The sequence below is a fragment of the Microbacterium sp. NPDC007973 genome (assembly GCF_042958465.1).
GTDB classification, from domain to species: domain Bacteria; phylum Actinomycetota; class Actinomycetes; order Actinomycetales; family Microbacteriaceae; genus Microbacterium; species Microbacterium galbum.
The window spans coordinates 696,500-722,369 of record NZ_JBIBJJ010000002.1 but is presented as its reverse complement, the minus strand read 5'-3'; the positions used below and the strand labels follow the sequence as shown (position 1 = coordinate 722,369).

22 protein-coding genes and 1 pseudogene are annotated in these 25,870 nt (G+C 70.7%); 11 read left to right on the top strand and 12 right to left on the bottom strand.

What is annotated here, in order from left to right; translation table 11 throughout:
- Nucleotides 1-21 precede the first annotated feature (21 nt).
- From ACFZA2_RS08515 to ACFZA2_RS08500, 4 genes are read right to left on the bottom strand one after another with little or no spacing between them, the layout of a single operon-like run.
- Nucleotides 22-726, bottom strand: coding sequence for a LytR/AlgR family response regulator transcription factor (locus tag ACFZA2_RS08515; RefSeq protein WP_391403209.1), 705 nt, complete (start codon nucleotides 724-726; stop codon nucleotides 22-24).
- The gene (locus ACFZA2_RS08510) at nucleotides 723-1,895 is read right to left on the bottom strand and encodes a sensor histidine kinase (protein ID WP_391403206.1); all 1,173 of its coding nucleotides are present in this window, start codon (nucleotides 1,893-1,895) and stop codon (nucleotides 723-725) included. The genes ACFZA2_RS08515 and ACFZA2_RS08510 overlap by 4 nt, the downstream gene beginning before the upstream one ends.
- 13 nt (nucleotides 1,896-1,908) lie before the next feature.
- Nucleotides 1,909-2,145, bottom strand: coding sequence for a YbdD/YjiX family protein (locus ACFZA2_RS08505; protein ID WP_391403203.1), 237 nt, complete (start codon nucleotides 2,143-2,145; stop codon nucleotides 1,909-1,911).
- Between the two features lie 11 nt (nucleotides 2,146-2,156).
- On the bottom strand, nucleotides 2,157-4,421 hold the full coding sequence (locus ACFZA2_RS08500; RefSeq protein ID WP_391403200.1) for a carbon starvation CstA family protein: 2,265 nt from the start codon (nucleotides 4,419-4,421) through the stop codon (nucleotides 2,157-2,159).
- Between the two features lie 189 nt (nucleotides 4,422-4,610).
- Between ACFZA2_RS08500 and ACFZA2_RS08495 the strand changes: the two genes are divergently transcribed.
- Nucleotides 4,611-4,922, top strand: a complete 312-nt coding sequence (locus ACFZA2_RS08495; RefSeq protein ID WP_315993803.1) for a GNAT family N-acetyltransferase — start codon at nucleotides 4,611-4,613, stop codon at nucleotides 4,920-4,922.
- Nucleotides 4,919-5,941 carry a pirin family protein gene (locus ACFZA2_RS08490; protein ID WP_391403197.1) on the top strand — a complete coding sequence of 341 codons (1,023 nt, stop codon included), beginning with the start codon at nucleotides 4,919-4,921 and terminating at the stop codon, nucleotides 5,939-5,941. The genes ACFZA2_RS08495 and ACFZA2_RS08490 overlap by 4 nt, the downstream gene beginning before the upstream one ends.
- 88 nt (nucleotides 5,942-6,029) lie before the next feature.
- Here the strand turns inward: ACFZA2_RS08490 and ACFZA2_RS08485 are convergent, their stop codons facing one another.
- On the bottom strand, nucleotides 6,030-7,187 hold the full coding sequence (locus ACFZA2_RS08485) for a M15 family metallopeptidase (RefSeq protein ID WP_391403194.1): 1,158 nt from the start codon (nucleotides 7,185-7,187) through the stop codon (nucleotides 6,030-6,032).
- A gap of 115 nt (nucleotides 7,188-7,302) precedes the next feature.
- On the opposite strand from ACFZA2_RS08485, the gene ACFZA2_RS08480 reads away from it, so the two are divergent.
- On the top strand, nucleotides 7,303-9,276 hold the full coding sequence (locus tag ACFZA2_RS08480) for an AAA family ATPase (protein ID WP_391403191.1): 1,974 nt from the start codon (nucleotides 7,303-7,305) through the stop codon (nucleotides 9,274-9,276).
- A 47-nt stretch (nucleotides 9,277-9,323) separates the two neighbouring features.
- On the opposite strand, the gene ACFZA2_RS08475 is transcribed toward ACFZA2_RS08480, so the two are convergent.
- On the bottom strand, nucleotides 9,324-10,016 hold the full coding sequence (locus tag ACFZA2_RS08475) for a hypothetical protein (RefSeq protein ID WP_391403188.1): 693 nt from the start codon (nucleotides 10,014-10,016) through the stop codon (nucleotides 9,324-9,326).
- 127 nt (nucleotides 10,017-10,143) lie between these two features.
- On the opposite strand from ACFZA2_RS08475, the gene ACFZA2_RS08470 reads away from it, so the two are divergent.
- Together ACFZA2_RS08470 and ACFZA2_RS08465 are read left to right on the top strand one after the other, a co-directional pair.
- A complete protein-coding gene (locus tag ACFZA2_RS08470; protein ID WP_391403185.1) occupies nucleotides 10,144-11,247 on the top strand; it encodes an Rv2578c family radical SAM protein in 1,104 nt (367 codons plus the stop codon).
- 148 nt (nucleotides 11,248-11,395) lie between these two features.
- A complete protein-coding gene (locus ACFZA2_RS08465) occupies nucleotides 11,396-12,574 on the top strand; it encodes a hypothetical protein (RefSeq protein WP_391403182.1) in 1,179 nt (392 codons plus the stop codon).
- Between the two features lie 212 nt (nucleotides 12,575-12,786).
- Here ACFZA2_RS08465 and ACFZA2_RS08460 read toward each other — a convergent pair whose 3' ends face one another.
- Nucleotides 12,787-14,895 (bottom strand): DEAD/DEAH box helicase, encoded by a 2,109-nt coding sequence (locus ACFZA2_RS08460; RefSeq protein ID WP_391403179.1) that lies wholly within the window; start codon nucleotides 14,893-14,895, stop codon nucleotides 12,787-12,789.
- A gap of 472 nt (nucleotides 14,896-15,367) precedes the next feature.
- On the opposite strand from ACFZA2_RS08460, the gene ACFZA2_RS08455 reads away from it, so the two are divergent.
- The 3 genes and pseudogenes from ACFZA2_RS08455 to ACFZA2_RS08445 all read left to right on the top strand — a co-directional run.
- Entirely contained in the window at nucleotides 15,368-15,991 is a 624-nt protein-coding gene (locus ACFZA2_RS08455; RefSeq protein WP_391403177.1) for an antibiotic biosynthesis monooxygenase, read from the top strand.
- Nucleotides 15,988-16,893, top strand: coding sequence for an aldose 1-epimerase family protein (locus tag ACFZA2_RS08450; RefSeq protein ID WP_391403174.1), 906 nt, complete (start codon nucleotides 15,988-15,990; stop codon nucleotides 16,891-16,893). Before ACFZA2_RS08455 ends, ACFZA2_RS08450 begins: the two co-directional genes overlap by 4 nt.
- A 241-nt stretch (nucleotides 16,894-17,134) precedes the next feature.
- Nucleotides 17,135-17,761, top strand: a pseudogene (locus ACFZA2_RS08445) (DUF998 domain-containing protein); the annotation flags it as partial.
- A 634-nt stretch (nucleotides 17,762-18,395) separates the two neighbouring features.
- Here the strand turns inward: ACFZA2_RS08445 and ACFZA2_RS08440 are convergent.
- From ACFZA2_RS08440 to ACFZA2_RS08430, 3 genes are all read right to left on the bottom strand, one after another.
- Complete coding sequence (locus ACFZA2_RS08440) at nucleotides 18,396-21,572, bottom strand: efflux RND transporter permease subunit (RefSeq protein WP_391403171.1); 3,177 nt, start codon at nucleotides 21,570-21,572, stop codon at nucleotides 18,396-18,398.
- Nucleotides 21,573-21,654: 82 nt separating this feature from the next.
- Nucleotides 21,655-22,020: a fluoride efflux transporter CrcB gene (gene crcB / locus ACFZA2_RS08435; RefSeq protein ID WP_391403168.1), complete on the bottom strand. Its 366-nt coding sequence runs from the start codon at nucleotides 22,018-22,020 to the stop codon at nucleotides 21,655-21,657.
- A complete protein-coding gene (locus tag ACFZA2_RS08430; RefSeq protein ID WP_391403165.1) occupies nucleotides 22,017-22,385 on the bottom strand; it encodes a fluoride efflux transporter FluC in 369 nt (122 codons plus the stop codon). Before ACFZA2_RS08430 ends, crcB begins: the two co-directional genes overlap by 4 nt.
- A gap of 150 nt (nucleotides 22,386-22,535) precedes the next feature.
- Between ACFZA2_RS08430 and ACFZA2_RS08425 the strand changes: the two genes are divergently transcribed.
- Together ACFZA2_RS08425 and ACFZA2_RS08420 are read left to right on the top strand one after the other, a co-directional pair.
- Complete coding sequence (locus ACFZA2_RS08425) at nucleotides 22,536-23,030, top strand: transporter substrate-binding domain-containing protein (protein WP_391403162.1); 495 nt, start codon at nucleotides 22,536-22,538, stop codon at nucleotides 23,028-23,030.
- On the top strand, nucleotides 23,027-24,022 hold the full coding sequence (locus ACFZA2_RS08420; RefSeq protein ID WP_391403159.1) for a cation transporter: 996 nt from the start codon (nucleotides 23,027-23,029) through the stop codon (nucleotides 24,020-24,022). The genes ACFZA2_RS08425 and ACFZA2_RS08420 overlap by 4 nt, the downstream gene beginning before the upstream one ends.
- On the opposite strand, the gene ACFZA2_RS08415 is transcribed toward ACFZA2_RS08420, so the two are convergent.
- Both ACFZA2_RS08415 and ACFZA2_RS08410 read right to left on the bottom strand, forming a co-directional pair.
- On the bottom strand, nucleotides 23,997-24,962 hold the full coding sequence (locus tag ACFZA2_RS08415; protein WP_391403156.1) for a DNA topoisomerase IB: 966 nt from the start codon (nucleotides 24,960-24,962) through the stop codon (nucleotides 23,997-23,999). The two genes, ACFZA2_RS08420 and ACFZA2_RS08415, sit on opposite strands and share 26 nt — an antisense overlap.
- 5 nt (nucleotides 24,963-24,967) lie before the next feature.
- Entirely contained in the window at nucleotides 24,968-25,237 is a 270-nt protein-coding gene (locus ACFZA2_RS08410) for a Rho termination factor N-terminal domain-containing protein (RefSeq protein WP_391403153.1), read from the bottom strand.
- Between the two features lie 236 nt (nucleotides 25,238-25,473).
- Here ACFZA2_RS08410 and ACFZA2_RS08405 point away from each other — a divergent pair, with 236 nt between their 5' ends.
- Nucleotides 25,474-25,638: a hypothetical protein gene (locus ACFZA2_RS08405; RefSeq protein ID WP_298870623.1), complete on the top strand. Its 165-nt coding sequence runs from the start codon at nucleotides 25,474-25,476 to the stop codon at nucleotides 25,636-25,638.
- Nucleotides 25,639-25,870: the final 232 nt, after the last annotated feature.

Below are 25,870 nucleotides of genomic sequence, written 5' to 3'. Positions count from 1 at the left end.
CCTCCGCGACCGGTTGCGCCCTCATCGCCGCATCGCCTCCCGCACGGCCGCGACGAGGCGGCGGCTGACGGGGAGCTCGATGTCGCCCAGCAGGACCGTGGGGGCCGTTCCCGACAGACGTACCTCCCGCACCGCGTCGCGATGGACGAGGTACGACCGGTGCACGCGCACGAAACCCGCGTCGGCCCAGCGGTCGGCGAGCTCCGAGAGGGTTACGCGCACCAGGTGATCGCCGGTCGGGGTGTACAGCCGCGAGTAATCGCCGTTGGCCTGCACCCAGCGCACCTCGGCCCGTCGCACCCACCGCGTCGCGGAGCCCACCGTGACGGGGATCGTCTCGTCGTCCGCCGCCTCGGCGCCCACCCCGGTGGCGAGGGCTCGCCCGAGCGCGCGGGACAGGCGTTCCACGCGGACGGGCTTGAGCACGTAATCCACCGCTTCGAGGTCGAAGGCCCGCACCGCTCCGGAGTCGTCGGCGGTGACGAACACCACCGCCGGGCGCACGCGCAGCCCCGCGAGGGCTCGCGTGAGGTCGAATCCGGAGATCCCGGGCATGTGGATGTCGAGGAAGGCCACCGCCACTCCTCCCCGCTCGAGCACCTGCAGCGCCTCCGCGCCGCCGCTCGCCGTGTGCACCACGTCGACGCGGGGGTCGGCCGACAGCAGCGCCGCGAGCTCGCGCAGCGCCGGAGCCTCGTCGTCGGCGACGAGCACCTCGACGCTCACGCGTGCGCCGTCTCGTGCAGCGGCTGCGATTTGGGCACGCGCAGACGCACCGAGGTGCCCGAGCCGACGTTCGTCTCGACCACGAGGCCGCCCGCGGGCCCGTACAGCTGGCGCAGACGCGCGTCGACGTTGCGCAGCCCCACGTGCGTCGACGGCGCGTCGAGGTCGAGCAGCGCCGCCAGCTCGTGCGGATCCATCCCCACCCCGTCGTCGTCGACGATCACCTCGGTGTGCGTGCCGTCGTCGATCGAGGTCACGGTGAGCACTCCTCCGCTCTCGCCGGGTTCGAGCCCGTGCCGAACGGCGTTCTCGACGAGGGGCTGCACGGAGAGGAACGGGATGACGGTCGCCAGGGTCTCGGGGGCGATGCGCAGCCGCACGGTGAGCCGCTCGCCGAAGCGCGCCCGTTCCAGTTCCAGGTAGGAGTGGATGCTGCGCAGTTCCTCCGACAGCGTCGTGAACTCCCCCTGCCGACGGAACGAGTACCGCGTGAAGTCGGCGAACTCGAGCACGAGATCGCGCGCCCGCGGCGGATCGGTCGAGATGAACGACGCGATCGCGGTCAGGGCGTTGTAGATGAAATGCGGGCTGATCTGCGCGCGCAGCGCCCGCAGTTCCGCCTCGGCCAACGCCGCCCGCGAGGCGTCGAGGCCGGCGAGCTCGATCTGGGCCGCGCACCAGTCGGCGACGTCACCGGTCGCGCGCACGAGCGGGCCTCGCGCCTGGTCGGCGAACGCGACGACCGCTCCCCACACCCGTCCGTCGACGACGATGGGCGCGCCCACCGCCGACCCGCCCTCCTCGGAGAACACCTGCCGACGTCCCGTGTCGTACACCCGTGCGGCGATGCGGCGCGCGGAGGTCGCCAGCGCCTCGGATCCGTCGAGCGCCACCCGGTCGGCCCCCGATTCGACGATCGCCACGGCATCCGCTCCGAGCAGCGCGCGCAGGTGCGTGGCCGCACGCTCGGCGTCGGGCTCGTCGCGGCCGCCGCGCAGCGCCGCCGCGGCGGCCGCGGCGACGTGCAGGGTGCGGTGCGTGGCGCGGTCGACGTCGCTGCCGAGATCGCGTGAGCCGCGCGCGAAGCGCCGGGCCGACACGAGCGCCAGGGTCAGAACCGCGCCGACCACGACACCCACGGCGCCCGCGAGCAACGGTGCGTCGAGCATCCTGGCAGCCTACTCAGCAGCAGCGGGCGCCGGGGTTGCGGTCCTGCTCGTCGGATCGCTGACGCCAGAACTGCCGCTCCGTGAGCGGCTGCGCCTGAGGGTGGTGCGCTCGGAGATGACGCACGTAGACGTCGTAGGCGCGATCGCCCATGAGGGTCGTCACGTACCACCGGATGCCACGGCCGACCCGCGCGAAGCGGATGCCCATGCTCTCGCGGGGGCCGGGGGCCGTGGCATCCGTGCGGTCCATGATCGACGGCCTCAGTGGTGCGACGACGCGGTCGGACGGTCGGGGTGGTCGGCCGGGAGGGCCTCCCACTGCTTCTCGATGGCGCGCTCCTCCTTCGTGGCGAGGAAGCCCGCCGCGGCGAAGCGGCGCGACGGAACCGGCGCGTCTTCGAGGTTCTCCCCTCCCCCGGCGCGCAGAGCCTTCGCCGTCACGATCACGGCCATGACGATCACGACGATCGCGAGCGTGACGAAGATCACCGACAGCACGCCCTGCACGAAGGTGTTGCGGACGACGGCCTCCATGGCGGCGACGCTCTTGGCGGTGCCGAATTCGGTCTTGCCCTCGGCCAGCGCCCCGCGGAACGCGAAGTGGTTGGCCCAGTACCCGACCGCCGGGACCGGCGAGAAGATCTTGTACATGGATGCCGTGATCGTCACGACCGCGGCGAACGCCAGCGGCACGGCCACGATCCACAGCCAGCGGAAGTACGAGCGGCCGCGCTTTGCGACGATCGCGAGCACCACGGCGAGCGCGATCGCGGCGAGCAACTGGTTGGCGATGCCGAACAGCGGGAAGAACGTGTTGATGCCGCCGAGCGGATCGGTCACGCCGAGGATGAGGATCGAGCCCCAGCCCGCGACCATGATCGCGGTGCAGATCCAGGCTCCGGGCCGCCACGAGAGATCCTTGAACTTCGGGATGACGGTGCCGATCGAGTCCTGGAGCATGAAGCGGGCCACGCGGGTTCCGGCATCCACCGCCGTGAGGATGAACAGCGCCTCGAACATGATGGCGAAGTGGTACCAGAAGGCCATCATCGCCTGACCGCCGAGGGCCTGCTGCATGATGTGCGCGAGACCGAGCGCGAGGGTCGGGGCGCCACCCGTGCGCGAGACGATCGAGGTCTCACCCACCGCTGCGGCGGTGGAGGTGAGCATGTCGGGCGTGAGGTTCACCCCGGCCAGGCCCAGTCCGTTCACGAAGGCGACGGCGCCCTCGACGGTGCCGAGGGTGGCGGCAGGCGAGGAGTTCATGGCGAAGTAGATGCCGCGGTCGATCGAGAGAGCGGCGACGAGCGCCATGATCGCGACGAACGACTCCATGAGCATGCCGCCGTAGCCGATGAAGCGCGTCTGGCGCTCCTTCTCGACGAGCTTCGGGGTCGTTCCCGAAGCGATGAGGGCGTGGAAACCGCTCAGCGCGCCGCAGGCAATCGTGACGAAGAGGAACGGGAAGATCGGGCCGCTGAACACCGGGCCCGTCTGGCCACCGGCGAACTCGCTGAACGCGGGGACCGAGATCTCGGGGCGCACGAGCACGATGGCACCGGCGAGCATCACGATCACGCCGACCTTCATGAAGGTGGAGAGGTAGTCGCGGGGAGCGAGCAGCAGCCAGACCGGCAGCACCGCGGCGACGAAGCCGTAGATGATGATGCCCCACGCGATGACGGAGCGGTCGAGGTGGAAGGCCGCGTAGCCCCACTCGGTCGAGGCCACCCAGCCGCCGGCGACGATCGCCCCGATGAGGAGCACGAAGCCGATGATCGAGATCTCGGTGATGCGGCCCGGGCGGATGTAGCGCAGGTACAGGCCCATGAACAGCGCGATCGGGATCGTCATCGAGACGCTGAACACGCCCCACGGGCTCTCGCCGAGGGCGTTCACGACAACGAGCGCGAGGATCGCGACGATGATCAGCATGATCAGCAGGCTCGCGAGGATCGCGGCGGTCCCGCCGATCTTCCCGAGCTCGTCGCGGGCCATCTGGCCGATCGTGCGGCCGCCCCGGCGCATCGAGAAGAACAGCACGAGGTAGTCCTGCACCGCACCGGCGAGGATCACGCCGACGATGATCCAGATCGTGCCCGGGAGGTAGCCCATCTGGGCCGCGAGCACGGGGCCGACGAGGGGACCGGCGCCCGCGATGGCGGCGAAGTGGTGGCCGTAGAGCACGCGGCGGTCGGTGGGGACGAAGTCCTTGCCGTCGGCCTTCCGCTCGGCGGGGGTCGCGCGGCGGTCGTCGGGGCGCGCGATGTAGCGCTCGATGACCTTCGAGTAGAAGCGATAGCCGATGAGGTACGTGCAGACGGCGGCGAACACGAACCAGATCGCATTGACGGTCTCCCCGCGCACGATCGCGAGCATCGTCCAGCCGAGGCCGCCCAGCAGGGCGATCCCGATCCACAGGGCGATCTTCGCGGGGGTCCACCGGCTCTCGAGCTTGTCGGGCGGGACCGCGACGGGCGGAAGGTTCGGGTCGGTGACGACGTCGTCGTCGACGGATGCGCTCATGATGCCTCCTGTTCGCGGCGCTGCGGACTCGCCGACACTAAGCGGATGCCGTGCCCCGCCGCCCGCGGCATCCGTCGATCGTGCGGTGAGCGGCGCGAACGGTGCGACGAGCGGCGCGGCGTGTCCAGGGATGGCGGAACATCCATGCCAGCGCATACGTTGCTGTGAGCACCGACGACAGGAGACCCCATGGCCGACGAACTGACCGTGACCCGCAACGACGAGGCGCACCGCTACGAGATCCACGTCGGAGACGAGCTCGGGGGGTTCCTGGAGTTCGAGCCCGCCGGTGACCGCGTCGAGCTGCCCCACACCGAGATCGACCCGGCCTTCAAGGGGAAGGGTCTCGGCTCGAAGCTCGCCGGTGAGGCGCTGTCCGACCTCGCGCGCCGCGGCGACACCGTCATCCCCTCGTGCCCGTTCGTCGCGCACTATCTCGGCGAGCACGACGTCGACGGCCTCTCGGTCGAGTGGCCCGAGGGCGCCGACGAGGCGTCGTGACCCGCCTCGACGTCGCCCCGCCCGAGGCGGAGGGCCCGGTCGAGTGCGACGGGCCGCGGGCGCTCGTGGTCGAGGCGCGCGAGGTGCCGCTGGGCGGCGTGCGCGGCATGGAGGTGCATCGCACCCTCCCGCACCGCTCGCTGCCGATGGTCGGCGCGTGGTGCTTCCTCGACCGATTCGGTCCGCAGCAGACCCTCATGCGCGTCGAACCGCACCCCCACATCGGCCTGCAGACGGTCACCTGGCCGATCGTGGGCGAGGTGCGGCACCGGGATGCCGTGGGCAGCGACGTCGTCGTGCGGCCCGGCGCCCTGAACCTCATGACCAGCGGCGCGGGCATCGCGCACTCGGAGTACTCGGTGGGCGAGGGACCGATCCCTCTCGACGCGCTGCAGCTGTGGGTGGCCCTGCCCGAGTCGCGTCGGCACGGCGCTCCCGCCTTCGAGCGCCACGAGGACCTGCCCGTGCTCGATCTGGGCGACGGATCCGACGCGGTCGTCGTGATGGGCGAACTGGGCGGAGTCTCGTCGCCGGCGACCGTGCACACGCCGATCGTCGGCGCGGAGTTGCGCCTGGCCGCCGGCGCCACCGTGCGGATCCCCTTGGACCCCACGTGGGAGTACGCCGTCTCCGGCATGGTCGGCGCCGCCGAAGCGACGACGGGGGTGGATGCCGTCGACGCCGACGCCTCGAGACGACCGGCGCCCGCGATCGAGCCCGGGTCGACGGCATCCGTCGATCACACGCGGCTGGTCTACCTCGGCAACGGACGCGACCACCTGGAGCTGCGCAGCGACGAGGGCGCCCGGGTCTTCCTGCTGGGCGGGGAGCCCTTCGAGGCCGACATCGTGATGTGGTGGAACTTCGTCGGCCGCTCGCACGACGAGATCGCCGAGGCACGCGAGGCGTGGGAGGCCCGCTCTTCCCGGTTCGGCGAGGTCGTCGACCACGGACCCGAGCGCATCCCCGCGCCGCCCCTGCCAGGGGTGCGGCTCACCGCGCGACGACGCCGGGTCTGACGGCCCGCTCGACGGAGGCCGTGCGCAGGGGGCGGGACGGCGGAGCCGCGTGCATCTTGGCAGCGTCGGGACGCCGCCTGCCCGACGCTCAGTACGTCGGCGCCGCCGGGAGCCCGAAGAACTCCTCGAGGGTGGTGTATCCGCCGTCGTGGTACGCCTGGGCGAGCTCCGGCCCGATGAAACGCAGGTGCCACGCCTCGGGCTCGTAGCCGCTGACATCCTCGCGTCCCTCGGCATAACGCGTGATGAAGCCGAACTCCCAGGCATGCTCCCGCACCCAGGCGCCCTGCGCCGACGCCGCCACGTCGTCGAGCGTCGCGCAGGAGCCGTTGCACGGCACGATGTCGACGGCCTTTCCGGTCTGGTGCTCGCTGAACCCCGGGCGTGCGCTCTCGCGATCGGCCTCGGCCACGCCGCCCACGGCGACGCGACCGGCGTACGTGGACTGCTGCGTGGAGTAGGAGCGGAAGGCGCTCAGATAGCCGATCTCGCCCACCCCCGCGTCGGAGGCCGCGCGGACCATCGCGCTGAGGGCTTCGGCGGGAGCGGCGCGCAGGGCCGACTGCTCCAGAGCGCGCACGTTGGACGGCATGACGAGGTCGCCCGGGTAGTAGTCGAGCGGATCGAGCGGGCGCTGCTTGTTGACGACGAGCCACTCGCGATCCGGGTCGCTGAGCGAGACGCAGGGGGCGAGTCCGGATGCCACCGCGGAGCGGAACGCCGCCCCACCGCCCGCGGCGGCGATCGCGGCGGTGTCGTCGCCCTGTGAGAGGGCAGTGGTGAAGGCCGGGTCGTCGCACGGGGTGGCGGTCGCGGCGACGGCGGCGACCTGCGGAACCGGCAGGCCGTCGTCGGGGACGGCGGGGGGCCCGGCGATCGCAGCCGACACCGCGGAGGCGTCCGCCGCGGCTGAGCCCTCGGCATCCGCGCCGCGCCCGAGCGTCGCGCCCCCCACCACCACGGCACCCACCAATACCGCGACCGCCGACCCGGCGACGAGGGCGAGGCGCCGCCGGCGCCGGAGCGGCAGGGCGCCGAGGAGGTCGGGGAGCCGACCTCTCGTCGCGCCCCGCGGCGTCGCGGCCGGTTCGTCGGGCCGCGCCGGGAGCGCGACGGCCCCGGTCGCCGCTTCCCGCAGCTGGCGTCGGGTGGGGGGCGCCGGGGGCACCGCTACAGCCGCCGTCGCGAGACGCTCGGCCTCCGCGCGCGCGGCGCGGCGGGGAGAGAGCTCGGGATCGGGGGACATCACTGCGTCCATTGTCCCCCGGACGCCCGCTGCGGTCGACCCGTGGCGGGCCGGTGGTTGCCCGACTCGCGTCGGACCGGCAGTCTGGGGACACCGTGAGCCGACCGGGGGGACCATGCTCGACGACGACGACCGCGCACTGATGCGCACCATCAGCCGCTACTTCGAGACCGTGAACCGCGTCGTCGCCGACGACCGAGCAGGTGAGCGCACCCCGCTCGGCGAAGAGCTGAGCGCCCATCTTGGCGTGGACGTCACCACACTCCCGGTCACCACCGAGACACTGTCGGCGCACCGCTACGTCGACGCCGACATCGCCCTGGATGAGCTCACCGAACGCGGCGGCGGACGCCTGATCGGCGTGACCGGGGGCGAGCAGCGGTTGCACGTGTCGGCATCCGAGCTGTTCGCGGGCCCCTACTCGCACTTCGCTCCCGGACCGGTGTCGTACGAGTCGCGCGATGTGAGCGCCACCGCCCAGCGGCGGGTCGTCTCGTTCGGCGTGCGGCTGCTCGCCTTCGACGGTCACCCGCTCGCGATCGTGCAGCGCTCGGCGAACCCGCGGTCCATGCCGTCGCAGCCCCAGCTCGAGGTGATCGGCGCGGACCCGGATGCCACGGCGGCGGCGCTCGCGGAGATCCGGCGACTGATGATCGAGCGCAGCGTGCTGCGCGGCCAGGTGCTGTCGTTCGTGCCGACCGAGTACGGGCACGAGGCCGGGGCCACCTTCCTGCCCCGCCCCGAGGTCGGCGCCGACGACATCGTGCTCGGCGAGGGGGTTCTGCAGCGGATCGTCGATCACGTCGTGGGCATCGGCGATCACCGCGAGACCCTGCGCTCCGCCGGACAGCACCTCAAGCGCGGCGTCCTGCTCTACGGTCCTCCCGGTACCGGCAAGACGCTCACGGTGCGCCACCTGCTCGCCCGCACACCGGAGACGACGGCCGTCGTGCTCACCGGGTCGAGCATCCGCTTCATCACCGCGGCGGCCGAGATCGCGCGCACCTTCGCCCCCGCCCTCGTCGTGCTCGAAGACATCGACCTGGTGGCGGCTGATCGCGGCTTCTCGCCCGAGCCCGTGCTGTTCGACGTGCTCGACGCCCTGGACGGGTTGGAACCGGATGCCGACATCGCCTTCGTCATGACCACCAATCACGTGCAGATCCTCGAGGAGGCTCTCGCCGCCCGACCGGGTCGCGTCGACCTCGGCGTCGAGATCCCGCTCCCCGACGACGCCGACCGACGCCGACTGTTCCGTCGCTACGCCCAGGGCCTGCCGCTCTCGGCGGAGGCGATCGAGGCCGCAGCCGACCGCGCGCAGGGCACGACGGGCTCGTTCGCGAAGGAGCTGCTGCGCGGCACCGTGCTCCGCGCCGCCGTCCGGGGCGAGGAGGCACCGACCGATGACGACCTGACCGCGGCCCTCGACGAGCTCCTCGACTCGGGAGCCGCGCTGACGCGCGTGCTGCTGGGGGCTCGGCCCGAAACCCCTCCACCGTCCCCCTCTGCGTACATCGCCACCGAGACCCCCTTTGTTCCGCGCCCCGGCGGCCCCTCGACGCAGGTGTCGCCCTCGGGGGAGATCGGCTACCACGACGAGACCAACGGCCACTGGGTCGCCCTCGACACCGTCGGCGACGACACGGTCGGTTCGATCGCGTTCGACCAGGATGCCGAAGACCCGCTCGTCGACACCTCGGAGCCGACCCACGAGCTGAGCTTCCCGATGCCCGTCTGGCACACCGTCTACGCCGCGCTCGGCAACACCGGCTCCGTCGAACGCGTCGGTGGCGATCCGGTCATCGCGGCCCGCACGGAACGGCTCCAGGCCGCCGGCAGCGCGGCGACCGCGCGGCATTCCGGCCCCCTCGCTCCCAGCGGATGGCCGCTCGACGACGCCGAGCTGGCGGTGTCGCTGGCGGACGGGGACGAGGAGTTCCTCGTGGAGATCCTCGCCGGCTGGCAGCGCGTGATCCGCGGCATTCTGGCGGATCCCGATCTGCCCGACGACGCACGCCGAGATCAAGAGGAGTCCCTCGAGGTGGGCACGGAGGCTCTGCGGTTCCTGGCCGCTCGCTTGTTCGCGTGAGGTGATCGTCCCCCGGTCGAGGGGTCCCACGCGGCAGCGCGGAGGCGTCAGGCGATGCCGCTGGATGCGACCTCGGCCGCCGCGAAGAGGGCGACGACGATGCTCAGCACTCCCGCGACCAACAGGAGCGAGGGGTGCGCGAGTCCGATGACGACACGCCGGGTGTGCGGCAGCTCCGTGAGGAACTCGTCGGGGATCCGATGGCGCTCGGGTACGCCCGCCCACCCGCGCAGGCGCGCGATGTACCCGACGCAGCGGAAGACGAGCACGGCCCAGAGCATCGCGACGATGAACGGCACGACCGCACCGAAGATCTCGAAGGCCTCGACCCATGCCTTCTCGGGATCCGCCCCGGTGTCCTCGGCCAGCTGCACCGCGACCGCCGCGCCGAGGACGACGGAGCCGACCCACAGGATCAGCGCGCCGAGGACCGCGAAGAACCGCGCGAAGAAGTGACCGAGGATGGACTCCTCGTACGCGAGATGCGTGCGCGGCGTCTGCGCGAGAACCAGCAGCGTCGCGCCGAGCGACGGCAGGGCGCCGAGCAGCGAGATGACGACGGCTGCGGTGTCGTCCTCGGCCCAGATCTCGCAGACCACGAGCAGCACCACCGCGACGCCGAGCCAGATCCATCCCGACAGGGTGGGATGCCGCACCACGAAGGAGGGATGCAGCGACTCCACCCGGCGCGCGGACACGTTCACGAGCGTGTGCCCCCACACGTGCCGGTCCGCATCCATGTCCGCCCCCTGTCCACCCGCGCGGGGCGGGCTTGGCAGCCACAGTAGCGGTTCGCGGTTCGTCCATGCGGACGCATGTGAAGAGGTCGGCCTTGCTTCCGGATAGAACATGTGTTCGACTATTCGCATGAGGTGGCAGGGTCAGCAGTTGGGCGTCGACGACACGGCGGCGCTGCCCGGCATGGAGCGCATCGACGGTCTCGTCCGGTCGGTCTCGACCCCCGAGTTCGCGGGGATGACGTTCCACGAGGTGCTGTGCAAGACCGCCCTGAACCGCGTGCCCGGCGCGTCCGCCATGCCGTTCGACTGGACGGTGAATCCGTATCGCGGCTGCAGCCATGCGTGCTCGTACTGCTTCGCCCGCAAGACGCACGAGTATCTCGACCTCGACTCCGGTGCCGATTTCGACTCGCAGATCGTGGTGAAGGTCAACGTCGCCGACGTTCTGCGGACCGAGCTGCAGCGCGGATCCTGGGCGCGCGAACCGGTCATGCTCGGCACGAACACCGACCCCTATCAGCGGGCCGAGGGGCGTTACCGCCTGATGCCCGACATCGTCGGTGCCCTCACCGACACCGGAACACCCTTCTCGATCCTCACGAAGGGCACGCTTCTGCGGCGCGACCTGCCGCTGCTGGCGGACGCCGCCCGGCAGGTGAAGGTCTCGCTCGCGATGTCGATCGCCGTCTTCGACGACGCTCTTCAGCACTCGATCGAGCCGGGAACCCCCAGCGCCGAGGCGCGCCTCGAGACGGTCCGCGCCGCGACGGCGGCGGGATTCCGCGTGACGGTGTTCCTCATGCCGATCCTCCCCCACCTCACCGACTCGATCCCGGCGCTCGACGACGCCCTCGCCCGCCTGCGTGCGGCCGGCGCCGCGAGGGTGGTCTACGGCGCACTGCACCTGCGCCCGGGCGCCAAGCAGTGGTTCTTCGAGTGGCTCGAACGCGAGCATCCGCACCTCGTGTCGTCGTACCGCGGCCTCTATCCCGGCGTCTCGGTCACCGCACCCACGGCGTACCGCACGTGGCTCGGCAAGCGCCTCCGCCCTCTGCTGCGCCTGCACGGACTCGACGGCTGGGACGAAGACGACCACCCACGCGGTCGCCCGCAACCGGGACTCGCGGCCCGCACCCCGGCCACGAGCAGCCTGGGGCCGGTCCGCACGACCCGGGGCCTGGCATCCCCTCGCCCCCGGGTCGCCCCGGCGAGCGAGCCGAGGCTGTTCTGATCGGTGGCCGCATATGTCGTGCCACAGACCGCCACCCCGCACATTCCCACGATCCGATTTATGCCACAGGCTGGGAGGCTCCCTGGATTGAGTCCCAAGCGGTAGCGTCGGGGACGATGCGGTCGCACGAGGGAGAGTTGGCGCGCTGATGGACCTCAATCCGGAGGGGCGAAGCGAGTGGATCGTCGCGGAGTCGGTGCGTGACTTCGTTTCGTGGGACGGCATGACCAATGACCCGGTCGTGCACATCCCCGAAGAATGGCCGGCGGTTGGGCCCGCTGTGCCCGAAATTCGGAGCCTCATCTCGGACGGGTTCGGACTCTACGTTCAAGGCGTCTTTGACCTGGAACAGCTCGGGGAGACAGCCGCGGAACTCGCCGTTTTACACTGCGCCGCTGGCCCAGACGTCAGAGGCGCAGACGCGCTGCCGCGGATGACTTCCCTGCGCTACCTGTACAACGACCCCTACAAGGCCGCCGCCATGCCCACGGTTGATTTGTCGCAACTCGCCGAATTGGAACAGGTCAACATCCACGGCCGCGGTCTCCTGAGTGCTTTGAACGCACCCAATCTGCGCGACGCATGTGTGGAGATTCCATCCCTCACGTCATCGACGCCGCTGTCTCCTTCTCTTCGATCCCTCGTCGTCGTGTCACCGGAGGTTGACTTCGAGCATCTCGCCGGCAGCCTCCCGAATCTGGCACGTCTGTCCCTCCTCGACTGTCGTCAGATCGACCTTTCGCCCATCCGACGACTGCGGGGTCTCGAAGAGCTACATCTCGTAAACGTTCGATGCATCGACCACGCGGAGGCGCTGACGACGCTGCCCGCACTCAAGCGGCTGAGAATCGATGGCACATCGAGAATGACAGGGCTCGCCAGACTCCTCGAGCTGACGGTTGACAGCTTCTCGGCATACGGCACCGCCTTCGACTCGAATTTCGCTGCCGCGGCGAAGCGCAAGAATTGGCACGTCACCCCCGCCCCGAACGCGGCACACAGCCACTTCGATCTCATTAAGAGCGATAGTGGCCCGGTCGAAATACATTTCACTGACTGGGTTTGGCTCGCCGAGGCCCTCGGCGGCGATGAACACGAACTGCCCACGAGCTTCGAGCTCGAAACCGCGCTGGAGCGCGTCATCGCCGAGCAGCCAGAGCATTTCCCTCGGACTCACAGCTTCGATTCCGAAGGCGACGCCTTCATCGCGCAGACGAGCGATGAAGCAAACGCGCTCGAACTACTCAAAATTTGGGACCGCGTCCTATCCGATCCCGCCGAACTACGCCGCCGACTCCGCCGGCGCGACGACATTTCCAGCGTGTGAAGCCGCCCCTCCCGACCGCCCGTTCACCCAAAGGCCAACAGCGTGGGCACGAAGGGAGGCAACCGAGTGACGCTGCATAGACGGCGGGCGTCCAACCGAGAGAGACCGGCGACAAATCCATACAGCTCCGACCCTCGAGATACCGCGGGGTCTTCCGGTACGGAGAAGCCCCCGCCGCGCGAACGCGAGCGGGGGCTTACCGGTGTGACGGATTACGACGTGACGTCGGAGAGCTGACGACCCGAGATCTCCTCGAGCACGTCGTCGCCCAGCTGCGTCGGCTCGAACGGCGCCTCGATCTCCGCACGGTCGAGCAGCTCGGTCATCCGGCGCTGACGCTGACGCGTGATGAGCGTCACCACCGTGCCGCTGCGACCGGCGCGACCGGTGCGGCCCGAGCGGTGCAGGTACGTCTTGTACTCGTCGGGGGCGTCGGCCTGGATGACCAGATCGATGTCGTCGACGTGGATGCCGCGAGCGGCGACGTCGGTGGCCACGAGCACGTTGACGCGACCCGAGGTGAGCTTCTCGAGGTTGCGCGTGCGCTTCTGCTGGTTCAGGTCGCCGTGCAGCGCGACGGCGGCGATACCGGCGTCGTCGAACTGCTCGGCGAGCATCTCGGCGTAGGCCCGGGTGCGGGCGAAGACGAGCGTCTTGCCCTCGCGATCGACGAGCGAGTCGAGGATCTGCGCCTTGTCGCGGTGCTCGATCACGAGCACGCGGTGCTCGATCGTGCTCGAGTCCTGGTCTTCACCGGCGACCTCGTAGACGGCCGGCTCGACGAGGAACTCGTCGACCAGGGCCGCGACCTCGCGGTCGAGCGTGGCCGAGAACAGCAGCTTCTGGCTGCCCTTCGCGGTGGCGCGCAGAATGCGCTGCACGGGCTCGAGGAAGCCGAGCTCGCACATGTGATCGGCCTCGTCGAGCACGGCGACCTGCACCTGCGAGAGGTCGAGCTTGCCCTGGTTGAGCAGGTCTTCGATGCGACCCGGGGTGCCGATGATGATGTCGACGCCCTTCTTCAGCGCACCGACCTGACGCGCCTGGGGGACGCCGCCGTAGATCTGCGTGGTGAAGAGCCCCACGCTGCGGGCGATGACCTGCACCGTGCGGTCGATCTGCAGGGCGAGCTCGCGGGTCGGCGCGAGGATGAGCGCCTTCGGCGCGCGACCGAACTCACGACGCTGACCGGCCTGGGCGCGCAGGATGCTCTCGACGAGCGGCGCACCGAAGGCGATGGTCTTGCCCGAGCCGGTGCGGCCACGGGCCAGAACGTCGCGTCGCTCGAGGATCGGCGCCACGGTCGCGGCCTGGATCGGGAACGGCTTGTCGGCACCGAGGCCCGCGAGAGCGCGGACGATGTTGTCGCCGAGACCCAGCTCGGCGAAGCCGGCGCCGGTCACGGTCGCGGCATCCACCGCTTCGGCCTGCAGTCGCTCGTGCACGACGTCGACGCGCTGCTCGTGCTCGGCGGAGCGCTTCGGGCCGGCGTTCCAGTCCGAGCGGCTCGGGCCGTCGGCGCGACGCGGACGCTCGTCGAACGAACGGGCGGGGCGGTCGCCGAAGTCCCGACGGGGGCGCTCGTCACGGTCGAACGACCGCGCGGGACGATCGTTGCGGTCGAAGGAACGAGCCGGACGCTCACCGCCGTCACGACGGGGACGGTCGTCCCGATTGAACGAACGCGCCGGGCGATCGTTGCGGTCGAACGAACGCGCGGGACGGTCGTCGAAGGAACGCGCCGGACGGTCCTCGCGGTCGAAGGACCGGGCGGGACGGTCGTTCCGATCGAACGAACGCGCCGGACGGTCATTGCGATCGAACGAACGCGCCGGACGGTCGTTCCGGTCGAAGGACCGGGCCGGGCGCTCACCCGCGTCACGACGCGGACGCTCGTCACGATCGAACGAACGCGCCGGGCGCTCGTTCCGGTCGAAGGACCGGGCGGGACGGTCGTTCCGATCGAACGAACGCGCCGCACGGTCGTTCCGGTCGAAGGACCGGGCGGTACGGTCGTTCCGGTCGAACGAACGCGCGGGACGGTCGTCGAACGAACGGGCGGGACGGCCGTCGCGAGCGGACTGGCGGATGCCACGGGCCTCGTCGCGGCCGGCACGATCCGATGCGCTCCACCGGCGCTTGTCGGGGGCGGCCTCGGTCTCGGCGCGGTAGCCGCGGTGGTTGGGGCTCTTGCTGCCGGGCTTGACGGGCCCCTCGACACCGGGACGACGCTTGCGGTCCTGGAAGGAGGTCTTGGCGCCGTAGCGCGGCTCGAAGTTCTTCGCGGCGCGGCCGCCGGCGGGCTTCTTGTTCTTGGGCATGGGGGACTTCCTGGGTTCTGTTCGCGCGAAACAGCGACACCGCTCGTGGCGGTGAGATACCCGGACTGTCGTCGGCCGGGGGCCATTCACTGATGATGGTCGAGGCCGCGATCGCGTCCTGTCCATCGGCCCCTTGGACTCACAAACCCATCCGCGCATCACACGCGGTGTCCAGAGCCGACCGCCCCACGTTACAGCCCGCGCCTGGGAATGGCATCCACGCCCGGCGTCGACACCCCCGCCGCCCCTCGTCCCACTTCTTGCCAGTCCCGCCCGCCCACAGGCACCAGGACTGGGACACGCACCGTCACAAATGGGACACGCCCCACGACCCAGCCGCCCCGCCCGCCCCCCTCGTCCCACTTGTGGTGACTGCCGCCCGTCGCCAGCCACCACAAGTGGGACACGCACCGCCAAAAGTGGGACGAGGATCTACGCCGCGCCTCTACGGCGTCTGGACGAAGATGGACGCATGGCAGACACCGACGCCCACCCCATCACGGTGGCGATCGAGCGGCGCATCGACCCGACGCGCACCGCCGAAGCGACCTCCTGGATGCAGGCCGGCACCGACCTCGCGACCGCGTTCCCGGGCTTCCTCGGCTCGGGCTGGGTGCGCGCGGGCGAGGACAGCGACCTCTGGTACATGCTGTACCGCTTCCGCGACCTCACCACGCTCGAGCAGTGGGAGACCTCCTCGCAGCGTGAATGGTGGCTCGACTCCGGGCGCCCGTTCGCGCGCGAGGAGCGCACCGAGCGGCGCACCGGCATCGAGGGGTGGTTCGACGCCGCGTTCGGCTCGGTCCTCGCCCCGACGGATGCCACGACCTCCCCCGTGCAGCAACCGGTGCCGCCCGCTCCCCCTCGGTGGAAGCAGGCCGTGACGATCTGGGTCGGATTCTTCCCCACGAACCTCCTCGCGTCGTGGTTGCTGGGCTTCGTCCCGGGGTTCGCCGAGATCCCGCTGCCCCTGCGTGTGCTCGCCACCACCCTCATGCTCACCCCCGTCATGACCTACGCCGTCTTGCCGTGGGTCACCCGGCTGCTCCGTCCGTGGTTGCAGCGTCCGCCCCGCTCCCGAAAGGCCTCGTCATGACCGCTGATCCCACCGGCCGGCGCTTCCACCTGCGCGGCGCGCACTCCTCCGCCGAGATCGCCCAGGTCGGCGCCGCTCTGCGCGCGCTCACCGTCGACGGCGTCGATCTCGTGCCCCGCTACCCCGATGACGTGCCGACGCCCGCGGCATCCGGGGTCGTCCTCGTCCCGTGGCCGAACCGCATCCGCGACGGCCGGTACTCCTTCGACGGCGCCGACCTGCAGCTGGCGATCAGCGAGCCGAAGTTCGGCAACGCGAGCCACGGCCTGCTGCGCTTCGGCGCGTACGAGCCGATCGAGCAGTCCGACGAACGTCTCGTGCTCGGGGCCGACGTCGTCCCGCAGACCGGCTATCCGTTCCACCTGCGCACGCGTGTGACCTTCTCCCTTCGGAACGACGGACTCCACGTCGCGAACGACATCGAGAACGTCGGAGCGACGGCCGCTCCCGTCGCGCTGGGCGTGCACCCCTACCTGCAGATCGGCGGGGTTCCCACCGCCGACCTCGTGGTCCGTTCCACCGGCACGACGACGCTCGTCCTCGACGACCGCAACATCCCCGTCGACGAGGTCCCCGTGGGTGCGGGCACCGATTTGCGCGCGGGCGTACGCCTGGGCGACGCCGCTCTCGACAACGGCTATCGAGGCCTGGACAGGGATGCCGAGGGCCTCGCGCACCACACCCTGACCGCCACCGACGGGGCTCGCGTCGAGCTCTGGCAGGACGAGGGGTTCCGTTGGGCGCAGGTGTTCACGACCGACCGCTACCCCGGCCACTCCCTCGCCGTCGCGATCGAGCCGATGACGGCGCCCGCTAACGCTTTCGCCACGGGGGACGATCTCGAACGGCTCGAACCGGGAGACATTCTCCACCGGGAATGGGGAGTTCGCTTCTCGGCATAGATGTCCATGTCCCCCATTTGGGGGACATGGAATCTCGCATATGACCTGGGGAAAGCTGGGACAACCCCGTACCTATTTCGGCGACGCGAACGATACCATTCGTCGTGACGGATTTCCGTCAAGGCCGGGGGCGGCAAAGGGTCACGGTTCGCCCCGGTTCATACCCGAATGAGCCGACGGGGGCCGAGGGTCTCGCGATGTGGGGGGATCCTCGTTCCGTCACGAGGAAAGATCCCCCATCATGAGCAGCGCGCTCCGCTCCGCCGTCCCCTTCTCCCTGTCGACGTCGCACCTGACCGGCCTCACCCGCCGTCTGCGCTCTCTCCCGTCGCTGCACGTCGGGGCCGCCGCCCTGACCGTGCTCGTGACGGGCCTGCTGCTGGCGATCGCGACGACGAGCGACCCGCTGTGGTGGCAGCTGCATTTCAGCCAGCTGGGAATCTTCGGCGACCTCTCGAGCGCGTTCTTCAACACCACGCTGAAGGTCAGCGGGCTCATCGTCGTGGTCTTCGCGTTCTGCGTGCGCCGCGACGTCCGTCGGCTCGGCCGGGGACCGGTGCGCCGAGGTGCTGCGACCGTGGCATTCATCTGCCTGAATGTCGTCGGCGTCAATCTCGCTCTCGTCGGCTGCATTCCGCTGAACACCGACAAAGACCTCCACGATCGCGTCGCGGGCTCGATGGTCCTCGGTTTCCTCGCCCTGCTGATCAGCGCGCCGATCATGTTCAACCGCCTCGGCAAGCGGATGGCGATGAGCACCGCGATCGCCACCGTGTGGCTGGTCGTCTCGATCGCCCTCTTCGTCTCGGCGACGATCAACCTCGCTCTGTTCGAGACCATCTCGTGCACCGCGATGTTCGCCTGGTCGGGAATGTTCACGCATGTGCTGGCCGGCGCCGCCTCACGGACCGTGACTCCCGCGCACTCGGACTCCTCGCGCTCCGGCGCCCACCTCGCGGGTCGCCGCGCACGCAGCCGCCGTCTGGCCGGCTCCTTCGGCGTCGTCTCCTCGACGACCGCCGCCGCGTCCGTGTCGCGCACCCGCTTCCCGCGCGTCAGCGGCCCGGGTCGCACCTCTCGTCGCATGAGCGTCCTCACCCTCCTCGCCGGCCGCCCCGCCTCGTCGCTCGCGGCCGACCCCGAGGGACGCAGTGGCCGCCCCGCCTCGTCGCTCGCGGCCCGCGCCGGAGGACGCATCGACCGCGCCCCGTCGATGCGCACGGTCGGCGCAGACCGGCTCCGCTCCGCTGCCGCGTCCACGGCACGCGGCCCCCGCGCGGGAGCGACCACGACCGACCCCCACTCGACGCGTTGGCTCGCAACCGTCACTCGGACGAACGCCCGCGACGACGCCGCAACGACCTCGGCTCCCCTCGCGGCGCGGGGCCCCGCGGCATCCGCCGCCCGCCCCGCGATCGTCGCTCAGGCGGCCGGGTGCGGACCGCGCCGCGGACGCACCGCCGTGACGAGCGGAGCGAGCCCCGCCGCGGGCCCGCGCGCCGTCAGTGCTTCTCGCGCAGCTCGCGTCGGCTCAGCAGGTGCCCGTCGTCCGCGATCGGGGCAGCGCCCGTGGACGGCGACGACGCCTCGTCGCGCGCGCCACGCCGCGCCCGTCGACGTTCGCTCGCTCCTTCGATGAGGTTGTAGAGGGTCGGCAATACGAGCAGCGTCAGGAACGTCGACGACACGAGGCCGCCGATCACGACGACCGCGAGCGGCTGCGAGATGAACCCACCGTGGCCCGTGATGCCGAGGGCCATCGGCACCAGGGCGAAGATGGCGGCGAGCGCCGTCATGAGGATCGGCCGGAGGCGTCGCGCCCCACCGACGATCGTGGCGTCATGGACGCTCAGCCCGCGCGCACGGTACTGGTTGACGAGGTCGATCAGCACGATGGCGTTCGTCACGACGATGCCCACGAGCATGAGCGCCCCGATCATCCCGGCGACACCGAGCGGCACGCCCGTCACCAGCAGCAGCAGGATGGCGCCGGTGGCGGCGAACGGGACCGACACGAGCAGTTCGAGCGGCTGGCGCAACGACTTGAACGTCGCGACCATCACGACGTACACGATGAGGATCGCCGCGAGCAGCGCGAGACCGAGCTGACCGAAGGCGTCCTGCTGGTCGGTGACGGCCCCGCCGACCTTCGCGGTGGCTCCCTCGGGCAGCTGCACGTCGGCGAGGGCCGCGTTCACGCTCGCGGAGGAGCTGCCGAGGTCGTCGGTCGTGGGGGTGACCGTCACGGATGCCGTGCGGAGTCCCCGCGCGGTGGTGATCGAGGGCGGAGTCTGGCTCTGCTCGACGGTGGCGATCTCATCGAGGCGCACGGCGCCGCGGGCGCTGGGGATCTCGAGGGCGCGCAGATCGTCGATGGTCTGCGGCGGGTTGGCCGTCGCGAGGTACACCGTCACGCCCCGACCGTCGAGCTCGACCGTGCCCGCCTGGCGCGGCTGCTGGGCGCCCGACACGAGGGCGCCGACGGTCTGCTCCGAGAGGCCGCGCTCGGCGGCCGCGTCGCGGTCGACGCGCACCGACACGAACGGCAGCGAGGCCGACAGGCTGCTGGTGACCTGGCCGATGCCGTCGCGTCCGTCGAGACCGGCGACGACCGCGTCGTTCGCCTGCTGCAGCGTCGTCGCGTCGGGCGCGGTCACGTCGACCGTGATGTCGGTCGAGCCGAAACCGCTCCCCTGTGCGGAGACCTCGATCTCACCGGCATCCGTCAGCTTCTCGAGTTCGGTGCGCACGCGCTCGCGCAGCTCCACCTGGTCGGTGCCCGACTGCGAGGTGATCGAGTAGGTGATGCCCGAACCGCCCCCCGAGAAGGCGTCGCGCAGCGCCGAGCCGCTGGAGCCGATCGAGGTCTGCACCGTCTGCACGCCCTCGGTGTCGAGCAGCACCGCCTCGACCTTCTGCGCGGCCGCGTCCTCGGCCTCCAGGCTCGGGGCGGATCCGATCTTCTGCGTCACGGTGAAGGTGTTCTGGCCCGAGTCGCCCAGGAAGTCCGTCTTGAGGAGCGGCACCGAGGCGAGCGTGCCGCCGAGCACCAGCACGGCGAGGCCCAGGGTCACCCACGAGTGCTTCAGCGTCCAGCTGAGCACCGGAACGTAGGCCTTCTGCAGACGCGAGGGGGGCGCGTCGGCCGCTTCGGGGTCGATGGCGTTGCCCTCGGCATCCCGCACGACCTTGCCCGGCTTGAGGAACCACGACGCCAGCACGGGCACGATCGTCAACGAGACCAGCAGCGACGCCGCCATCGCGATCGTCACCGTGAGCGAGAACGGGCGGAACAGCTCCCCCGTGACGTCGCCGACGAACGCGATCGGCAGGAACACCGCGACGGAGGTGATCGTGGATGCCGTGATGGCGGCCGCGACCTCGCGCACGGCCCGGATGATGGTGGGGATCTTCTCCGCATCGCCGACGTAGTGCCGCTTGATGTTCTCGATGACGACGATGGAGTCGTCGACGACGCGGCCGATGGCGATCGTGAGGGCGCCGAGCGTGAGGATGTTCAGCGAGTAGCCGAAGGCCTGGAGCCCGACGAAGGTGATGAGCACGCTCGTGGGGATCGAGATCGCGGTGACGAGCGTCGAGCGCACCGACATGAGGAAGATCAGGATCACGACGACCGCGAAGACGAGACCGAGGAGCCCCTCCTGCGCGAGCGCCTCGATCGACTGCGTCACGAACGGCGCCTGGTCGAAGACCACGGTGAAGGTCGCGCCCTGGCCGAGCTGCGACTCGAGACCCGGCAGGGCGGCGAGCACGCCGCGCGACACGTCGACGGTGTTGGCCGCGGGGAGCTTGGTGACGGCGATGGTCAGCGCGGGTTGGCCGTCGACGCGAGAGAGGGTGGTCACGGGGTCGGTCTGCAGCTCGACGGACGCCACGTCGCCGATGGTCGTCCGCCCCGCCTGGAACTGCGCGGCATCCGTCGGCACGAGCGGAAGGGCGGCGATCTCGTCGACGCTGGTGAGCTTGGTGCCCGTCTGGACGGTGAGCGTCTGATCGCCCTCGGTCAGCGAGCCGCCGGGGAAGAGCACGCCGTTCGCGTCGAGGGCGTCGGTGATCGCCTGCTGGCTGAAGCCGCGGTCGCCGAGCTTCGTCGTGTCGGGGGTGATGGTGACGCGCTGGCCGGTGCCGCCGACGATCTGGGCGCCGTTGACGCCGTCGACGTCTTCGAGGTCGGGGATGACGCTGGTCTGGAGGATCGACTGCGTGGCTCGCGCGTCGGTGAAGCCGGTGACCGCGAGCTGGATCACGGGGAAGTCGTCGATGCTGGCGGAGGCGACCGTGGTGTCGGCCGACTCGGGCAGCTGATCGTTGATGCGCGCGATCGCGGCCAGGATCTTCTGCTGCGCCGCGGCGAGATCGGTGCCGTAGGTGAACGACGCCGACACGATCGAGGAGTTCGTCGTGCTGGTCGCGGTGGTGGACTCGAGACCCTCGACCCCGCGGATCGCGTTCTCGACGGGCGTCGACACGTCGGCCTCGACCACCTCGGGAGAGGCGCCCGGGTACGTCGTGACGATCGCGAGCTGGGGGAACTCGATCGAGGGGATGAGCTCCTGCTTGAGGCTCGTCAGTGCGAGGCCGCCGAAGATCGCCGCGACGATCGTGACGAGGGCGATGAGGGCACGGTTCTTCAGGCTCAGAACGGCCAGGTACGACACGAAGGACCCTCCGGGATCACAATTCGATACAGGGGTGTATCGAAGAGCCAGTATCCCATGCCCCTCCGCGGCCCGGCGCGGCTCAGAGCAGCGAACCCACCGTGAGGCCGAGGGCGGCGGCGAGCACCGACCCGACGAACGACAGCACGGCGTACGACACCGCGGCCCGCGTACGCCCCTCCTCGGCGAGCAGGGCGGTGGTCACCGCGACCGCACTGAAGGTCGTGTACCCCCCGAGCAGCCCTGTGCCGAGGATCCAGCGCCACGCCTCGTCCGCCGGGAGCGGGCTCAGAATGCCGAGCGCCAGCGCCCCGGTCAGATTGACGACCAGGATGCCCCACGGGAACCGTTCGCCCGTGCGGAGGCGGATCGTGACGTCGAGCAGGTATCGCAGCGCCGCGCCGACGCCGCCGGCGAAGGCGACCGCGACGAAGACCAGGGGCGTCATCGTGCGCGCCCCCCGCGCCCGAGCAGCACGCCGCCCCAGGCGGCCGCGGTGCCGACGATCACCGTCGCCACTCCCCACCACAGCAGCGCGAGGTCGGCCGACTCCACGGCGAGCGCACTGTAGGTGGTGAATCCGCCCAGCACCCCCGTGCCGATGAAGAGCTGCACGCGCTGCGCGCGCGAGGACTCCGGCATCCGGGCCCGCCATCCGAACAGGATGCCGATCGCGAACGCCCCCACGACGTTGATGATCGGCACGAGGGCGGAACCCAGGTCGTCACCGAGACCGAGGGTGAGTCCCGCGCGCACGGCCGTGCCGATGGCACCGCCCACCGCGACGAGGACCGCGTCACGCCACAAGCTCACCGCGCCACCCTACGCCCGCACGACCCCGCCTCCTCGCGGCGGACGGGCCGCCATCCGCATACGACCGACGCCGCGGCCCCCGCAACCCCCGCGACAGCGCGAGCGCGACCGGCGCAGGATGCCGAGCGTCGACGCACACGGGAGGTGTCCATGCTCGGACGAAGAGGGGTCGCCGCGCTCGCTCTCGGGGTGTCGGTCCTGCTCACGGCGGGGTGCGGCATCCGCATCCCCGCCGACCCGGACGGGACGCTGGATGCCGTCGAGGGAGGGACGCTGCGGGCGGGCGTCTCACCGAACGGCGACTGGATCCGCCTGGGCGATGAGGAGCCCTCGGGCACCGAGGCCGACGCGCTGCGAGCGTTCGCCCGGGCGCACGACGCCACCGTCGAGTGGACCGTGGGCAGCGAGGAAGCACTCGTGCGCGACCTCGAGAACGGCGATCTCGACGTGGTCGCCGGCGGCCTCACCGACGAGACGCCCTGGACGGACAAGGCCGGAATGACCCGTCCTTACGCCGAGTCCACCCTCGCCGACGGGACGTCCGTGCAACTCGTGATGCTCGTCCCGCTCGGCGAGAACGCCTTCGTGTCGGAACTGGAGACCTTCCTCACCGCGGAGGCCACGCGGAAGGGGACGGCGCCGTGACCGCGTCGACAGCGAGGTTCGGGCGGACGACGCTGCCCCCGCGGCAGGCGCAGGTGCTGCGACGCGCCGTACGGCTGGAGTGGATCACCCTCGCCTTCCTCGTCGTCACGGCCACCGCGGTGTTCCTCGTCCTGGGCAACTCCCAGGCGATGAAGGCCGCCTGGATCGAGGACCTGCTGTCCTTCATCCCTCCGCTGGCGTTCCTCGTCGCGGTGCGCCTGGCCCGGCACCGCCCCACGGTGCGGCATCCCTACGGGCTGCACCGCTCGGTCGCCGTGGGGCACCTCGTCGCCGCCGTCGCCCTCACCGCGATGGGCGGGTTCCTCGTCGTCGACTCCGGCATCGGGTTGCTGACGGCCGAGCACCCGACCATCGGCACCGTGAATCTTTTCGGCGTCACGATCTGGCTCGGCTGGCTGATGATCGTGGTCATGGCGATCACGGGGATCCCGCCGGTCATCGTCGGCCGCATGAAGCTCGGTCTCGCGCGCGAGCTGCACGACAAGGTGCTCTACGCCGACGCCGACATGAACAAGGCCGACTGGATGACCTCTGCCGGCACGATCGTGGGCGTCCTCGGCATCGGCGTCGGACTGTGGTGGATGGATGCCGCGGCCGCCCTCTTCATCGCCGCCAGCATCGTGCACGACGGAGTGAGCAATCTGCGCGCGGCCGTCGTCGACCTGATGGACGCCCGCGCGACGACCTTCGACGACAGCCGGCCGCATCCGCTCGTGGGACGGGTGGACCAGTATCTCTCGGGACTGCCCTGGGTCCGCGCGGCGGGGAGCCGGGTGCGCGACGAGGGCCACGTCTTCCACATCGAGGCCTTCGTCGTCCCGCACCGCGGAAAGGTCGCACTGGCCGACATCGAAAGCGCCCGTGAGGGATGCGTGGGCCTCGATTGGAAGGTGCAGGACGTGGTGGTCGTTCCGGTCCCCGAGCTGCCCGACGTGGTCGACGCCGTCACTCCCCGAGGATCAGGCGCCTGATCGCGGCATCCTTCGATCCGCCCAACTCCATCGTGCGGCCCTTGCGGTACAGCGAGAAGACGCGCGGATCGATGTAGCTCGACCGCGCCACGGCAGGGGTGTTGCCGAGCGCCTCCGCCGTCGCGCGGACAGCGGCGACCTCGGCCTTCTTGCGTTCGTTCTTGCCGCCGACGGCTCCCACCTTCGCGAGCGACTCGGCGGCCATGATCGTGCCGCGGAGCGTGCGGAAGTCCTTCGCGCTGAACGGTCCTCCGGTGAGGGAGCGCACGTACGCGTTGACGTCACCCGGAGTGAGGGGAACGCGTCGCCGACCACGCTTGTAGCTCAGCAGCGCCGCTCGCGGTCGCCCCAGCGCGAGTTCTTCGATGAGGGATGCCAGTTCGGCGTCGTGCACGCGCAGATCGGCGCGCTTCCCGCTCTTCGCCGGGAACGACAGCCGGACGAGATCACCTTCGACCGTGGCATCCCTGCGCTGGAGGGTGGTGAGCCCTCGGCTGCCGTTCGTGACGAAATAGCGCGCGTTGCCGACGCGGGGCGCGACCAGGTCGAGCAGGCGGAACGACACCGCCAGCACGCGCTCCCGGTCGATCTCGCTCCGTCGCAGCGACTGCGTCACGCGAGCGCGAGCGCGCGGGAGGGCTTCGGCGAGTTGCAGGGCCCGGGAGAACTTGCCCTTGTCCTGACGCTTCGACCAGTCGGCGTGGTACGTGTACTGGCGCCGCCCGGCCTCGTCGGTGCCGACCGCCTGGATGTGGGCGTTCGGCTCGCGCGCGATCCACACCTCCCGCCACGCCGGAGGGATGACGAGACCGCGGGCACGCTCGGCATCGCGCTCGGGGACGGCCGCGCCGGTGTGATCGACGAAGCGGAACCCCGACCCCGAGCGCACCCGGCGATACCCCGGATCCTCGTAGGGCCGAACGCGGATCAGTCGGGCCATGCGCGTCAGTGCGAGCGGAGCAGGTCGATCAGCTCCGCCTTCTTCTTGCCGGAGTAGCCGGTGATGCCGAGTTCCTTCGCGCGCTTCTTCAGCTCGTCGACGGTGCGGTCCTCGTAGTTCTCGGCGTGACCGCCCTTCTCACCGATGCTGTCGCGTCCCTGCGCGGCGGCGGCGTTCGAGATGCGGGCCGCCTTCTCCTTCGAGTCGCCCTGCTTGCGCAGCTCCTCGTACAGCTCGGGGTCCTTCAGGCTGTTGGATCCTCGCCCCTGGGGCATGGCCGTCTCCTTCCGTCGAGGATCCGACGCTACGGGCGCGCCCGTCGCGGCGTCCGCGGGGTTGACAATCTCGCGGCTACCAGCCGGTTTCGCGCAGCGTCAACCCCACCGACAGCGACCCTCCCCGGTGGCACGGTGGATACCGATCATCCGTTGCATGCGGCGTCGCCCGGAGCGCAGCGGATGGACCTACTCGCCAGGTCCCGCGCCATCGCGCGGGGAAGAAGGAGCCCCCCATGAACATCTTCCTCATCATCATCATCGTCGCCGCGATCGTCATCGCCATCTTCAGCGGACTGGGCCAGGCGGCGAACTTCCTGCTGTGGATCGCCATCATCGTCGGCCTCATCGCCCTCATCGTGCTGCTGTTCCGCCTCATCAGCGGACGCAAACCCGTTTGACCCCATCGAGCGCGACGCGTTTCGGGTGCGCGTCGCCCTCGACTCCCGGCGGGTCTTCCCGCCCCGGATGCCACGTCCTCACCGAGGGCGTGGCATCCGTCGTTTCCGGGGGTCCCGGTCCCTTGGACAGGCTCAGAGACCTCCGGAGCGGCACGGAGCGGAAAGCGATTCCGCGCGACGCCACGTCCACGCGGAGGTGGCTGAGCCCGTCGAAGCCACCGGCCGCCGCCAC